The sequence below is a fragment of the Hoeflea sp. AS60 genome (assembly GCF_038900115.1).
Classification (GTDB): domain Bacteria; phylum Pseudomonadota; class Alphaproteobacteria; order Rhizobiales; family Rhizobiaceae; genus Hoeflea.
On sequence record NZ_JBBMQP010000001.1, the window covers coordinates 2,087,880 to 2,102,248 of the forward strand.

13 protein-coding genes and 1 pseudogene are annotated in these 14,369 nt (G+C 58.6%); 9 read left to right on the plus strand and 5 right to left on the minus strand.

The window, feature by feature from the left end; all coding sequences use genetic code 11:
- Window positions 1–111 precede the first annotated feature (111 nt).
- Window positions 112–411 (plus strand): hypothetical protein, encoded by a 300-nt coding sequence (locus WNZ14_RS09620; protein WP_342868342.1) that lies wholly within the window; start codon window positions 112–114, stop codon window positions 409–411.
- Window positions 412–510: 99 nt separating this feature from the next.
- On the opposite strand, the gene WNZ14_RS09625 is transcribed toward WNZ14_RS09620, so the two are convergent.
- From WNZ14_RS09625 to groES, 4 genes are all read right to left on the minus strand, one after another.
- Entirely contained in the window at window positions 511–894 is a 384-nt protein-coding gene (locus tag WNZ14_RS09625; protein ID WP_342868343.1) for a DoxX family protein, read from the minus strand.
- A 104-nt stretch (window positions 895–998) separates the two neighbouring features.
- Window positions 999–1,382, minus strand: coding sequence for a hypothetical protein (locus WNZ14_RS09630; RefSeq protein WP_342868344.1), 384 nt, complete (start codon window positions 1,380–1,382; stop codon window positions 999–1,001).
- 482 nt (window positions 1,383–1,864) lie between these two features.
- A complete protein-coding gene (gene groL / locus WNZ14_RS09635) occupies window positions 1,865–3,511 on the minus strand; it encodes a chaperonin GroEL (protein WP_342868345.1) in 1,647 nt (548 codons plus the stop codon).
- Between the two features lie 69 nt (window positions 3,512–3,580).
- On the minus strand, window positions 3,581–3,877 hold the full coding sequence (gene groES, locus WNZ14_RS09640) for a co-chaperone GroES (RefSeq protein WP_035528712.1): 297 nt from the start codon (window positions 3,875–3,877) through the stop codon (window positions 3,581–3,583).
- Between the two features lie 246 nt (window positions 3,878–4,123).
- On the opposite strand from groES, the gene WNZ14_RS09645 reads away from it, so the two are divergent.
- The 6 genes from WNZ14_RS09645 to WNZ14_RS09670 all read left to right on the plus strand — a co-directional run bounded on the left by WNZ14_RS09645 (window position 4,124) and on the right by WNZ14_RS09670 (window position 11,551).
- Entirely contained in the window at window positions 4,124–4,972 is an 849-nt protein-coding gene (locus tag WNZ14_RS09645) for a TIGR01459 family HAD-type hydrolase (RefSeq protein WP_342868346.1), read from the plus strand.
- A gap of 22 nt (window positions 4,973–4,994) precedes the next feature.
- Complete coding sequence (locus WNZ14_RS09650) at window positions 4,995–5,984, plus strand: bifunctional riboflavin kinase/FAD synthetase (protein ID WP_342868347.1); 990 nt, start codon at window positions 4,995–4,997, stop codon at window positions 5,982–5,984.
- Entirely contained in the window at window positions 5,981–6,700 is a 720-nt protein-coding gene (locus tag WNZ14_RS09655) for an SDR family oxidoreductase (protein WP_342868348.1), read from the plus strand. Before WNZ14_RS09650 ends, WNZ14_RS09655 begins: the two co-directional genes overlap by 4 nt.
- Window positions 6,697–7,449, plus strand: coding sequence for an SDR family NAD(P)-dependent oxidoreductase (locus WNZ14_RS09660; RefSeq protein WP_342868349.1), 753 nt, complete (start codon window positions 6,697–6,699; stop codon window positions 7,447–7,449). The genes WNZ14_RS09655 and WNZ14_RS09660 overlap by 4 nt, the downstream gene beginning before the upstream one ends.
- A gap of 252 nt (window positions 7,450–7,701) precedes the next feature.
- The gene (ileS, locus tag WNZ14_RS09665) at window positions 7,702–10,713 is read left to right on the plus strand and encodes an isoleucine--tRNA ligase (protein ID WP_342868350.1); all 3,012 of its coding nucleotides are present in this window, start codon (window positions 7,702–7,704) and stop codon (window positions 10,711–10,713) included.
- A 181-nt stretch (window positions 10,714–10,894) separates the two neighbouring features.
- Complete coding sequence (locus WNZ14_RS09670) at window positions 10,895–11,551, plus strand: hypothetical protein (protein ID WP_342868351.1); 657 nt, start codon at window positions 10,895–10,897, stop codon at window positions 11,549–11,551.
- Between the two features lie 67 nt (window positions 11,552–11,618).
- Here the strand turns inward: WNZ14_RS09670 and WNZ14_RS09675 are convergent, their stop codons facing one another.
- On the minus strand, window positions 11,619–12,065 hold the full coding sequence (locus WNZ14_RS09675; RefSeq protein ID WP_342868352.1) for a nucleoside deaminase: 447 nt from the start codon (window positions 12,063–12,065) through the stop codon (window positions 11,619–11,621).
- A 200-nt stretch (window positions 12,066–12,265) separates the two neighbouring features.
- On the opposite strand from WNZ14_RS09675, the gene WNZ14_RS09680 reads away from it, so the two are divergent.
- Window positions 12,266–13,783 (plus strand): pseudouridine synthase, encoded by a 1,518-nt coding sequence (locus WNZ14_RS09680; protein WP_342868353.1) that lies wholly within the window; start codon window positions 12,266–12,268, stop codon window positions 13,781–13,783.
- Window positions 13,764–14,312: pseudogene (gene rsmD, locus WNZ14_RS09685) on the plus strand (16S rRNA (guanine(966)-N(2))-methyltransferase RsmD); the annotation flags it as partial. The gene WNZ14_RS09680 and the pseudogene rsmD, both read left to right, overlap by 20 nt.
- Between the last annotated feature and the right edge of the window lie 57 nt (window positions 14,313–14,369).

Sequence of the window (14,369 nt, forward strand, 5' to 3'; positions counted from 1 at the left end):
CCTTTGATGGCAACGGTTAGAGGCGAACGGCTCCGCCAACCACAAAGCCGCTTCTCCACCGGTTCAGCCTCGTCCCAGGCACCGGGATGATTTTGGATTGTGGGGTTTATCATGGAATTCACCATCGGTTCGATCGTGTTCCTCTCATCAATGCTTCTGCTTGCCATACTGGCCCGGATTGCAGCCGTGAATCCAGCCGCTCCGATCTTGCGCGGTGAAATCATGCCCGCCATGCTGGCTGTCCTCCTTGCAACCGGCGTGACCATCGGCCCGTTGATGATGGCGCTTGGCGGCGAGGGGTATTTCTCATCACGCAGTGTGGAGCTGGCAGCGATCGTGGCGTTCACGATCGTGTCGATCTGGGTCATCACCAAACTCGTCAGCCGCGCCCCGCAAGGGCTGACTGCTTGAACTGACCGCTCTCGGTCGGGTTTGCATTAAGGGCAAAGAAAAACCCGGCGCATGCAGCGCCGGGTAGGGTCTTCTTTATGCGTTGAAGCGGTAGTGCGATTAGTTGCGACGTGCGTCCACCGAGAAGCTGCCTGCGCCGGCAGCTGCCAGTGCCAGGAAACCGCCTGCCATGGCAAGGTTCTTCATGAAGCTTATCATCTGCATCTGGTCATCAGGCTGATAGTGGCCGAGATAACCCGACGCGACACAGAATGCTGCCAGCGCCCATGCTGCATAGCGGGTGAAGAAGCCGACGAGAATGGCAATGCCGCCGAGGATTTCAAGCGCGATTACCAGCCAGACAGTGAGGCCGGGGGCGGGAACGCCCATGCTGGCCATATAACCGGCAGTGCCTTCGACTGCTCCCAGCTTACCGAAGCCGGACATGAGGAAGATGACGCTCATGAGCACGCGGCCGACGAGAAGCTGAATATTGTTGGACATAGGTGGTCTCCTGTTTTCTAAACTGGAGAGACATCTATCTGTAATTGTGCGCCGCGGAAAGGTGAACGTTCATGAACGAATTGTTCACAAAAACCCAACAATAGTCACTGTGTGTTCAAAGGTGTCTTGTCGAGCAGTTTGAATTTTGGAAAAACGAATACGCCGTTGATAGCGCCTTCGCCATCATCTGAAAAATTTGACGATTCCCCGATGCACATTACCGGCAGCTGGCTACCATCCTCATGAACGATCGTGGCCGAGAAGCAAAATGAAGAAGGCCGCATAGCCGCCAGCTCATAGAGCTCCAGCACATGATTGCGGTACTCTTCGTCATAACACTTGACCAGATTGTAAAGCCCGAATTCGCCTTGGTCAGGCAGCTGGTGATGGTCTCTTGCCGACGGCCCCAGCTTGAAAGCACCCGTCGCGAGATTGGCCTCAAATGCCTCGACAAGGCAATATTGAGATATCACGTCGAGATCAGGCATGGCAAAGCCCTGCGACTGAGCGCCAATTCCTGCAATATTGTCTGCCCTAGCAATTTTGAACAATGTTAACCTCGGCAGTGCCTGATGAATTCCAGCATGTCTCTAAGCCCTGAATGTCCGGCTTAAACAACATGCACTGTCCTTTTTTCGTGCAAATCGTATTTTGGTCTTGTCGCGTTTTGGCAGCGCAAGTACCCGCTAATCAGACTTCGTCAACGAATATGGTTGATGAAAGTTTAAGGTAAAGCATTTTGTCAATAAAGCGTTATGCCTCTTTTGGCCAGTTTTTTCGTTTATTTTCAGTGAAATCAAAATCTCGCACTAGTGGCTACGAGTGACCTAATTCGCAACTAGGTCAACTCCCAAAGTTCAAGGGGACTAATTAGGGCCACCCCGAGCAGCAAAAAGGGCGGTTCGAAAACCGCCCTTTTCTTTGGTCACGTTGAATGTGTGAACCGGCATGTAATAAGGCGGATGCCTTATTACATCATGCCGCCCATTCCACCCATTCCGCCCATGTCAGGCATGCCGCCGCCGCCGCCGTTATCCTTCTTCGGGATTTCGGCGATCATGGCTTCGGTGGTTATCAGCAGCGAAGCAACCGAAGCTGCGTTCTGCAGAGCCGTGCGAACAACCTTGACCGGATCAACGATACCCATGGCAATCATGTCGCCATATTCGGAAGTCTGGGCATTGTAGCCCCAGTTTTCCTGGTTCTTTTCGAGGATCTTGCCAACAACGATCGAAGCTTCGTCGCCTGCGTTGGTTGCGATCTGGCGAACCAGTGACTGAAGTGCACGGCGAACGATGTTGATGCCGGCTTCCTGGTCCTGATTTGCACCCTTGACGCTGATCTTCACGGAAGAGCGAAGCAGTGCAGTACCGCCGCCTGCAACGATGCCTTCCTGAACGGCAGCGCGGGTCGCGTTGAGAGCGTCGTCGACGCGGTCCTTGCGTTCCTTGACTTCCGTTTCAGTTGCACCGCCGACGCGGATGATGGCAACGCCACCAGCGAGCTTGGCAAGGCGTTCCTGCAGCTTTTCACGATCGTAATCGGAAGAAGTTTCTTCAATCTGAGCCTTGATCTGTGTGATCCGGCCTTCGATTTCCTTCTTCTTGCCAGCGCCATCAACGATGGTGGTGGTTTCCTTGGTGATCGAAACCTTCTTGGCGCGGCCCAGCATTTCGAGGGTCACGTTTTCCAGCTTGATGCCGATATCTTCGGAAATCACCTGGCCGCCGGTCAGGATGGCGATGTCTTCGAGCATTGCCTTGCGGCGATCGCCGAAGCCAGGAGCCTTGACGGCAGCGATCTTCAGGCCGCCACGCAGCTTGTTGACCACGAGCGTTGCAAGAGCTTCGCCTTCAACGTCTTCCGAGATGATGAGCAGCGGCTTGGAGGTCTGCACCACGGCTTCGAGCACAGGCAGCATGGCCTGAAGGTTCGAAAGCTTCTTCTCATGAAGAAGGATGTAGACGTCGTCGAGTTCGGCAACCATCTTGTCTGGGTTGGTCACGAAGTAAGGCGACAGGTAGCCGCGGTCAAACTGCATGCCTTCAACGACTTCAAGTTCGCTTTCAGCGGTCTTGGCTTCTTCGACGGTGATGACACCCTCGTTGCCGACCTTCTGCATGGCTTCGGCAATGTCCTTGCCGATCTGGCTTTCGCCGTTTGCCGAGATCGTGCCGACCTGTTCGACTTCAGCCGAGGTCTTGATCTTCTTGGCCTTCTTCTGAAGGTCAGCGATGACTTCAGTCACAGCCATGTCGATGCCGCGCTTGAGGTCCATGGGGTTCATGCCGGCAGCAACAGCCTTGCCGCCTTCGCGAACGATCGCCTGGGCCAGCACGGTTGCTGTTGTGGTGCCGTCACCGGCAATGTCATTGGTCTTCGAAGCGACTTCGCGGACCATCTGCGCGCCCATGTTCTCGAACTTGTCTTCCAGTTCGATTTCCTTGGCAACGGTCACGCCGTCCTTGGTGATGCGCGGAGCGCCGAAGGACTTGTCGATGATGACGTTACGGCCTTTCGGGCCGAGTGTTACCTTCACCGCATCGGCGAGGATGTCGACGCCGCGGAGCATTTTCTCGCGGGCAGTACGACCGAATTTTACTTCTTTAGCAGCCATTTAACTTAACTCCCGGGCCTGAGGCCCATCGTGTTGAGGCAGATTGGATTTGTTGAGCAACTGTTCGGCTTAGCCGAGGACGCCCATGATGTCGCTTTCCTTCATGATCAGAAGGTCTTCGCCATCAAGCTTGATTTCGGTGCCGGACCATTTGCCGAACAGCACGCGGTCGCCAGCCTTGACGTCGAGCGGCACGAGCTTGCCGGATTCGTCGCGAATGCCGGAGCCGATAGCGATGATTTCGCCTTCCTGCGGCTTTTCCTTGGCGGTATCCGGAATGATGATCCCGCCTTTTGTTTTTTCTTCGGACTCAACACGACGAACGACAACGCGGTCGTGGAGCGGACGGAACTTGGTTTTTGCCATTGTCTAAATTCCTTGATCGAATGACAGAAGCGGCTGAGGCCCCGAATGGGCCCCATGGAGTTGAAGTTAGCACTCACCTCTGTCGAGTGCTAACGACGCCGAGATAGGGGTGGCTGGGCCAAGAGTCAATATATTGGGGAACATTCAAGCCGGATGTTTTTGCGCCCGCTCGCCATTTTTCCGGCAGGGACTTGTAATCAGGGGCAAGCTGGGCGACATCGTTGTGCCGAAAGGAACCGTTCGCCCATGGCCCGCAGGATTACCGATCTTGATCAGCTGACCGACAGCGCCGACGTCTTGTTGTGCGACGTATGGGGTGTCATCCATAATGGCGTCAACCCCTTTCCGTTATCTGTCGAAGCGTTGAAGGCGGCCCGCCAACGTGGCCAGACGGTGGTTCTGATCACCAATTCGCCACGGCCGGCCGACGGTGTGATCCGCCAGTTTGAAACCATCGGCGTCGATCCGGACTGCTGGGACGATATTGTCACATCTGGCGATGTCACCCGGCAACTGGTGAAAGAAGCGCCGCGCGCACTCTACTTCCTCGGTCCAGATCGCGATCTTTCGCTGGTTGATGGTCTTGATGTGGATCTGGTTGATCCGGATGCGGCTGCTGCAATTCTTTGCACCGGCCTTTTTGATGATGAAGTCGAGTCTGAAGAGGACTATCGCAGTCTGCTTGAAGGGTTCCGTGCCCGCGGGCTGCCTTTCATATGCGCCAATCCTGACCGTATGGTTGAACGCGGCGATCGCCTGGTGCCTTGCGCGGGAGCCCTGGCTGACCTTTATGTCGAACTCGGCGGGGAAACGCGGATTGCGGGCAAACCGCATGCGCCAATCTATCGTGAGGCAATGGCGCGCGCCCGCGCCATCCGGGGCAGCGCTGATCAGGCGCGCACGCTGGCGATCGGCGATGGCGTGCACACCGATATTCGAGGCGCCCTGGATAACGGGATTGAAGCCCTTTTTATTGCGCGTGGAATACACGCCAGCCACTATCTCAACGGTCGATCGACTGATGGGGCGAGGCTGGAGGCCTTCCTGAGTGAAGAGGGTGTAGCTCCGGCTTACTGGATGGAATGGCTTGCCTGACAAACGTGGGATAAGGACAGAAATGGCGCGGCGATTTCACGATGTCGGGACGTTCGAAGACGAACTGAAGGGCGGTGTTGTGGCGATCGGCAATTTTGACGGCGTTCACCGCGGTCACCAGGCTGTATTGGCGCGCGCCACTGAAATTTCTCAGGCTGTCGGCGTGTCCTCCATCGTGCTGAGTTTTGAGCCACACCCGCGTACTGTTTTCCGCCCCGACCAACCCGTATTTCGCCTGACGCCGGCCCCGATGAAGGCGATGATTTTGGGCCAGCTCGGGTTTGACGCAATCGTCGAGCAACCCTTTGACAAGACATTCTCGTCTCAGAGCGCCGAAGATTTCGTGACCGGAACCCTGTGTGGACGGCTTGGCGTCCATCATGTGGTCACCGGCTACGATTTTCACTTTGGCAAGGGACGCGAAGGCAATCCTGATTACCTCATGAAGGCCGGTGTAAGGCATGGTTTCGGTGTTACGCTTGTTGAGGAATATCAGGATGAAAGCGCCGAAGTCGTATCTTCGAGCCGCATCCGTGAGGCACTGGCAAATGGCGACGTTGCAGAGGCAAACGGATTGCTTGGCTATCGCTACGTGGTCTCGGCAGAGGTGCTGCACGGCCAGAAGCTCGGACGCACGCTGGGTTACCCGACGGCCAACATGGCGCTGCCACCTGAAACAGGCCTGAAACCGGGAATCTATGCGGTGCGTTTCCGCCGCGCCGACGGTTCGCTATACGATGGCGTGGCCAGTTTTGGCCGCCGGCCGACGGTGGCTGAAGATGGCGCGGCGTTGCTGCTTGAAACCTTCCTTTTCGATTTTGCCGGTGATCTTTACGGAGAGACGTGTACGGTTACATTTGTGTCACGACTTCGCGGCGAGGAGAAATTTGATGGCCTCGATGAATTGGTTGCCCAGATGAAGATAGATGAGGCCGAGGCGCGCGCCGTGCTTGGCTCGTTGCAACCGCTGTCGCCGCTGGATTCCAAAATAACATTCGGGGCTGCGGGATGATCGGCGCCAAGCAGCGCCGCATCCTTATAACTGGCGGAAACGCCGGTCTGGGTTTGGCGCTCGCAAAGAAACTGGCACGCCGTCACACACTTCTGCTGTCTGGCCGCAAATCTCAAAACGAGGTTGCGGGCACCTTGCCTGCCGGTGCTGGCTATGTTGTCGCCGATCAGAGCGAGCCGGAAAACTCAGCGCTGGCGCTCGTTAGGGGTATCCGCGACTTTGGCTGGGACGGTCTTGACAACGCGGTGCTCAATGCGGGCATCGGGATTGCAGCAGTTGATGGCGTCGACAGCACCGATGCAATTCGCGAAACGCTCGATGTCAATTTGCTGGCCGCCATCATGCAGGCGCAAGCCCTGTTCCCGCTGCTCAGAAAATCCAGAGGAACGCTGACCTTGATCGGATCCGTGGTGCACAAGGGCTCGGCCACCATTCCCGCCTACGCAGCGTCAAAGGCCGGCTTGCACGGATTTGCCCGCGCGCTCCGCTCCGAATGGAACGGGCAGGTCTCGGTGCAGGTGCTGCATCCCGGTCCGGCGAAAACCGATATCCATGACAAGGCCGGATATGACCCCGGCCGCATGCGTTCATTGTTTCTGGCGCCTGACGATGTGGCGTCAATGCTGGCGTCGGCGATTGCCGCGCGGCGTTCGCCGGTCACTCTGTCCTGGGTCCGCTATCTTAATGGCGGTGCCTATACCGGGAGGCGGCTGTGACCCGAGACCCGATGTGTGCCCTCGTGACCGGCGGCAGTGCCGGTCTTGGAGCGGCAGCGGTCAGCTGGCTGCAGGCAAGAGAGTTCGATGTTGTCGTTCTGGATCAGGATCGTCCATGGTCTGAAAAGGCGGCGGTTGACTTCGTTCACTGCGATCTGGCAAGCCGCACCCAGCTTGATAATGTCATACCCAAACTGATCGCAGCCGGCCCTTATGATCTGGTGTTCTTGAATGCCGGCATTAATGCCACGGGAAAATTTGAGGCTCAGGAAGCACAGACCCATATCGATATTATGCGCGTCAATGCCGAAGCGCCAATGGTCATCGCTGCACGTTTGCTTGAAGCCAAGGCGATCAGGACCGGCGGGGCGGTGGTATTTGTCTCATCGCTTTCACATTTTACCGGCTACCCGGGAGCGGCCAGCTATGCGGCCTCGAAAGATGCCCTGGCGGTCTATGCCAAAAGCATGCGCCAGTATGCAAAATCCAGAGGCGTCACCCTGACTGTCGCCTTCCCGGGGCCGCTGAAGACCGATCACGCCGAGCGCCATGCGCCAGAAGGCGCCGATGCCAGCAAGCGCATGGAGCCGGATCAGGCTGCAGACCTCATCCTTACGGATGCCTGTGCAGGTCGGAGAACCTCAATTCCCGGGAAGCCAAACCGGTTTATCGCGATTGTCGGCAGGCTGTTTCCGAAATCGGCAACGGCCCTGATGCGCCACTTGATCTATTCTCGGCTCAAGCCATAGCCGCAAGAACGGCAGGCGCGCAGGTTTACTCGGCGCAATGTTCTTTTCACGCGCCACAAAAACCAGTATGAACCCGTTCCATGACCAAGGCTGTCCCGATCACAGGCTCTCCGCCGATACGAATTATGGTCCCGGTTTCCCGCTGAGCTGAGCTCGCTGGAGACCGGGCATTCTGGCGTGACAACGCGCCCACTTCCGAATTCTCCGATACACTGTCCACCACGGGCCATCGGCCCAAAAGATTGCGACACCATGACCGATACCAACGAAACACTCGATTATTCCAAGACGCTCTATCTGCCCGAGACCGATTTCCCGATGCGCGGAGGCCTGCCGCAGAAGGAGCCCGAACTGGTCGCGCGCTGGCAGGAAATGCGGCTTTACGACAAGCTGCGCTCCACCTCCGCCGGACGGCCCAAATATGTGCTGCATGACGGCCCGCCCTACGCCAACGGCAACATCCACATCGGCCACGCGCTCAACAAGATCCTGAAAGACGTGATCACCCGCTCGTTCCAGATGCGCGGCTTTGATAGCAACTATGTGCCTGGCTGGGACTGTCACGGCCTGCCGATCGAGTGGAAGATCGAGGAAGAGAACTACCGCTCCAAGGGCAAGGAAAAGCCAAACCTCAAGGAACCGGCGGCGATGCTGGAGTTCCGAAAGGAATGCCGCGCCTATGCCCAGCACTGGGTCGACGTGCAGTCGGAAGAGTTCAAGCGTCTCGGCATCGAGGGCGATTTCGACAAGCCTTACAAGACCATGGATTTTCATTCTGAAGCCCGCATCGCCGGCGAATTGCTGAAGATTGCCAAATCCGGCCAGCTCTACCGCGGCTCCAAACCGATCATGTGGTCGGTGGTCGAGCGCACTGCCCTGGCTGAAGCCGAGGTCGAGTACCAGGCCTATGAGAGCGACACGATCTGGGTGAAGTTTCCTATTGCAAAAAGGCACGACACCCAGGGATTGGTCGGAGTAGATGACTCCAACCGTGAAGCGGTCATACAGGAAGGCATAAATCTCGCTCAAAAGACGAGCGAGTTGCTTGGGGCCTCCGTCGTCATCTGGACCACCACACCCTGGACCATCCCCGGCAACCGGGCTGTCTCGTTCTCGACCCGCATCGGCTATGGTCTTTATGAGGTTACTGCGGCGGAGAACGACTTCGGGCCGCAGCCCGGCGAAAAGCTGATCTTTGCTGATGCGCTTGCCGAAGACTGCGCCACCAAAGCAAAGCTAGAGTTCAAGCGTCTGCGTGATGTCTCGGCTGATGAACTCGGTGCGATAACGTGCGCCCACCCGCTCAAGGGCCTTGGCGGCGGCTACGACTTCGCCGTCCCGCTGATCGCGGGCGACCACGTCACCGATGATGCGGGTACAGGTTTTGTCCACACCGCACCGGGTCACGGTCGCGAGGACTTTGAAGCCTGGATGGATGCGGCTCGTGACATCGAGGCTCGCGGCATCTCATCGGCGATCCCGTTCACCGTCGATGATGCAGGCTATTACACCAAGGATGTTCCCGGCCTAGGGCCTGACCGCGAAGGCGGGCCAGCCCGCGTGATCGACGACAAGGGCAAGAAGGGCGACGCCAACCAGGCCGTGATCACTGCATTGATCGAGGCCGGCAACCTGTTCTCCCGCGGACGCCTGAAGCATGATTATCCGCATTCCTGGCGCTCGAAGAAGCCGATCATCTTCCGCAACACGCCGCAGTGGTTTGTCTATATGGACAAGGATTTTGGCGATGGCACGACGCTTCGGTCGCGCGCGCTCAAGGGCATCGAAGACACACGTTTCGTGCCCTCCGCCGGACAAAACCGCCTGCGCGGCATGATCGAGGACCGGCCCGACTGGGTGCTGTCGCGCCAGCGGGCCTGGGGCGTGCCGATCTGCGTCTTCGCCGATGTCGATGGCAATGTGCTGTTGGACGAGGCCGTCAACGCCCGTATTCTTGAAGCTTTTGAGGCAGAAGGCGCCGATGCCTGGTTCGCCGAAGGCGCGCGCGAGCGCTTCCTGGGCGACAAGGCCAGCGATCCAAAATGGATCCAGGTCACCGATATTCTTGATGTCTGGTTCGATTCGGGCTGTACCCATGTCTTCACCCTGGAAGATCGTCCTGATCTCAAATGGCCGGCCGATGTCTATCTCGAAGGCTCGGATCAGCATCGCGGCTGGTTCCATTCGTCGCTGCTCGAAAGCTGCGCCACCCGTGGCCGTGCGCCCTATGACGCAGTGATCACCCATGGTTTCACAATGGCCGAGGACGGCCGCAAGATGTCGAAGTCGCTGGGCAACCAGGTGTTCCCGCAGGATGTCATGAAGGAGTCCGGCGCCGATATCCTCCGGCTCTGGGTGATGAACACGGACTATTGGGAAGATCAGCGTCTTGGCAAGACCGTGATCAAGACCAACATCGATGCCTACCGCAAGCTCCGAAACACCATCCGCTGGATGCTGGGCACGCTCGCCCATGACGCGGGGGAGCCGGTTGCGCCCGCCGACATGCCTGAGCTCGAACGGCTGATGCTGCATCGTCTGTCGGAACTCGATCAGCTGGTGCGTAACGGCTACGATAACTTCGATTTCAAGAAGATCTCGCGAGCACTTACCGATTTTGCCAACATCGAGCTTTCGGCGTTCTACTTCGACATCCGCAAGGATGCGCTTTATTGCGATGCGCCGTCGAGCCAACGCCGGGGCGGTTCGCTGCAGGTGATCCGGACCATCTTTGATTGCCTGGTGACTTGGCTGGCGCCGATGCTGCCCTTCACGATGGAAGAGGCATGGTTGTCCAACAAGCCGAATGCCGAATCGGTTCACCTTGAACAGTTCCCGGAAGTTCCTGCCGCTTGGCGTGATGAGGCGCTTGCCACCAAGTGGAAGAAGATCCGCACCGTGCGGCGCGTTGTCACTGGCGCGCTCGAAATCGAGCGGCGCGAAAAACGCATCGGTTCATCGCTCGAAGCGGCACCTGTGGTTTACATCACCGATCCGGCGCTGGTTGAAGCGGTTGGCGACAGCGATTTTGCGGAGATCTGCATCACTTCGGGTGTGCGGGTCGAGACCAGCGCTGGTCCCGATGACGCCTTCCGCATCGATGATGTCAGCTCGGTTGCTGTTGTTCCGGCGCTTGCCGAGGGCAACAAGTGCGCTCGCTCCTGGCGGATCACTGACGATGTCGGGTCCGATCCGGAATTCCCTGATGTTTCAGCCCGGGACGCTGCTGCACTGCACGAGCTCAAGGCGCTGGGGCGCCTGTGATATTCCGCCCGACCCCGGAAAAGCGGGGTCGGGCGGTCCGCGCCAACGGATCTTGGGCAATTTTTTGCGGGTCAATTGCCCTTGTTGTCCCAATCCGGTAAAACCCTGCCTGAAAATGGCCGGAATGTGCGGCGACAAGCAGTATGAATTCCAAATGACTGTCTGAGACGGGATCGTGTGCATGACAATGAAGATCGAGTACCGCGCCGGCGTGACAATAGGCGCACTCATTGCGGCCAGCCTGGCGCTGTCGGGCTGCATGGGTCCGACCTATGGTACTGACAAGACGTCAACCGCTCAGCTGATTGATGACCTTGGCAACATCGCTTCGTTTGGCGCGGTGAAAAAGGGCGAGAATATAGAATACAGGCCGCGTCCGGCGATCATCAAGCCGACTGATAGCACCGATCTTCCGGCACCTCAGCAGAATGTCGTCGAAAACAACCCCGCATGGGTCGAATCGCCTGAGCAGACCCGCCAGCGTTTGCTGGCTGAGGCCGACACCAACTCAGGCACCACGGGGTTCAGCTCTCCCTTGTCCAAGGTCGAAAAGCCAACACGCCCGTCGGGTCGCAGGTTGGTCGGGAAAGCGGCTGAGGCGCCACCTCCTGTGAACACTGCAGCCCAGCGTCAGGCCTATCTGGATGCGCAGAACATCAAGAGAGGTGCCTATTCCGACCGGCGCCGGTTCCTGTCTGATCCGCCTTTGACCTACCGTCAGCCGGCCGAGACAGCGCCTATAGGAGAACTCGGCGAGTCCGAGCGGACCAAGGAAAAGCGCTGGAAAGAAGAGGCGACTAAGGCCGGCACCGGCAAAAGAAAATGGTGGCCCTGGTAAGCAGTTGCGCGCTTGATTGACGGAAATGGCGGCTGAAAGGCAGCAGTTTCCAGTCTGAGCCGTTTGTTCAGCGACGCTCCTTGAAGAAGCTTTTCAACAGTTGCATCGCTTCCTTGGAGGCGATGTCGGGATAGACATCAGGACTGTGGTGGCATGTCGGCTGGTTGAAGAACCGCACACCGCTTGTTACCGCCCCGCCTTTCTCATCTTCCGCCCCGAAATAGAGCCGCCGCAATCTGGCAAATGAGATCGCCGCAGCACACATGGTGCAGGGCTCCAGCGTGACATAGAGATCGGCATCTGGCAGCCGTTCGCTTCCAAGTGTTTCAGCCGCTTGCCTTATCGCCAGAATTTCGGCGTGGGCGGTGATATCGTTGAGCTCGCGGGTGCGATTGCCTGCTCGCGCCAGGATAACGCCGTCGCGCACGATTACGGCTCCCACCGGGACTTCGCCGCGGCCAGCCGCTGCCTGCGCCTCTTCAAGCGCCAGATCCATATATCCGTTGCTGATCATCAAACGTTCCGCCGCAACACAACCATGCATGAAACCCCTTAACCCGGCACGTCCAACCTGATAGACAGCGATCTAAGCGGCCATACCCCATGACAACAGAACCGATCTGTCGAGCGACGTATCGCCAAACCAAACATGTTACAGTGCGCGTGTGATCCTGAAGGAACACGAAACGCGCTGTAGAGGCAGGCAGACAACAAATGACAGAACAAGACAAGCCCAAACGCGGCAATCCAAAACCGGCCAAGGCCGCCCCGGCCCCCGACAGCGCCCCCGAAAGCGGCCGCATCGCCAAGATTCTGGCGCGTGTGGGTGTCGCATCACGCCGCGATGTCGAGCGCATGGTTGCCGAGGGTCGTATCAAGGTCAACGGCAAGATCCTCGAAAGTCCGGCCATCGTGGTTTCCATGTCCGACCGGATTGAGGTCGATAACGAGCTGATCGGCGGTATCGAGCGCACCCGGCTTTGGGTTTACAACAAGCCCGCGGGCCTCGTGACAACCAACAAGGATCCCGAAGGCCGCGAGACCGTTTTCGACCGGTTGCCCAAGCATTTGCCGCGTGTCCTCACCGTCGGCCGGCTTGATATCAACACCGAAGGGCTGTTGCTTCTGACCAATGATGGCGGTCTGGCCCGGACACTGGAATTGCCGCAGACCGGCTGGCTGCGCCGGTACCGCGTTCGCGCCTATGGCGACATCGATCAGGCACGGCTTGATGAACTTAAAGACGGTATCGCGGTCGAAGGCGTGCTCTATGGCGGCATTGAAGCAACGCTTGACCGCAAGCAGGGCCACAATGTCTGGATTACAATGGGTCTGCGCGAAGGCAAGAACCGCGAGATCAAGAATGTGCTCGGAGCGCTTGGCCTCGATGTGAATCGGCTGATCCGTATTTCCTTCGGACCCTTCCAGCTTGGCGATATCCGCGATGGCGAAGTTGTCGAGATCAAGAGCCGTACCCTGCGTGAGCAGTTGGGCGAGCGTATGATCGAGGAATCGGGCGCCAATTTCGATGCGCCCCTGAGCGAACATGTTGCCGCGCCGAAAGCTGAAGCCAAACCCAAGCTAGCAGCCAAGCCGGCCCAGCGCGAATGGATTTCAAGTTCGGAGAAAACCGAACGTGCCCGCGCCCGGCTGGATACAAAGCCTGGTCGTCCCGACCGCGACGGCAAGTCTTTCGGCAAGGATCGTGACCGGGATCGGGCACCCGACCGCGAACGTGGCGATCGCAAGCCTTTTGGCGCGCCGAAAGGCGACAGGCCGAGCGGAGGCCGCAACGAGGAACCTGGTGGCAAGCCCGCCAAGCGCAGCTTCGTGCAGCGCAGCCGCGCCACCAATGTCTGGATGGCGCCAGGCGCCCGTCCGGTCAACGAGAACAAGAAGGACGAAGCCGAGCGCGGCGGAGAGCGGCCCGCCCGCAAGCCTGCTCGCTCGGATGAGCGCGCCGAAACACGTCGTGGCAGCTTCCCCAAGGGGCGCGCCAAGCCGCGTCCGCCAAGAGAGGCTGATGAAGCGCGCCCGGCTCGGGATTTCAAGAAACCAGGCGGCAAGCCGGGCATGAAGCCGTCCGGTAAACCAGCTGGCGCTAGGGCTTTCGATGGCCTGTCAAAGGGAGCGGGCAAGCCTGCAACTGGCGGCCGGCCATCTTCAGACAACCGCAGCGGCAAGCCGTCTTCGGGCAAGGGACGTGGACCTGGTGCGGATCGTCGGCGGTGAATTCCGCGGCAGGGGGCTGGCCGCACCAAAAACGCAAAGCATCCGGCCGACAACCGACCGGAGTCGCGAAAGCCTGTTCAATATCCTGAGCCACGCTTATGCGGAGGCGCTTGACGGTACGCGCGTGCTGGATCTGTTTGCAGGAACCGGCGCGGTCGGGATCGAGGCACTGTCTCGCGGCGCTCGCTCGGCATTGTTTGTGGAAAGCGGCGTCGAGGGCAGGGGCATCATCCAGAAGAACATTGAAACGCTTGGACTGCAGGGCCGAGCGAGGCTTTTCCGGCGCGACGCCACCAAACTTGGCGCGGCTGGCACAATGGGACCTTTTGACCTGGTCTTTGCCGATCCGCCCTATGGTCAGGGCCTGGGCGAAAAGGCGCTTGCCTCGGCTGCGAGGGGAGGCTGGATCAGTGCTGGTGCCCTGATCGTGCTCGAGGAAGAGGCCGCCGCCGAACCCCTGCTGGAACCAGGCTTCAAGCTGCTCGACAGTCGCGCGTTTGGTGACACGGTGATGCGGTTCTTTCGCTATGATGCAACTGCGTCGCTTGATGATCGATCGTTGGCGGAAGCACCCACGGAAAGCGGT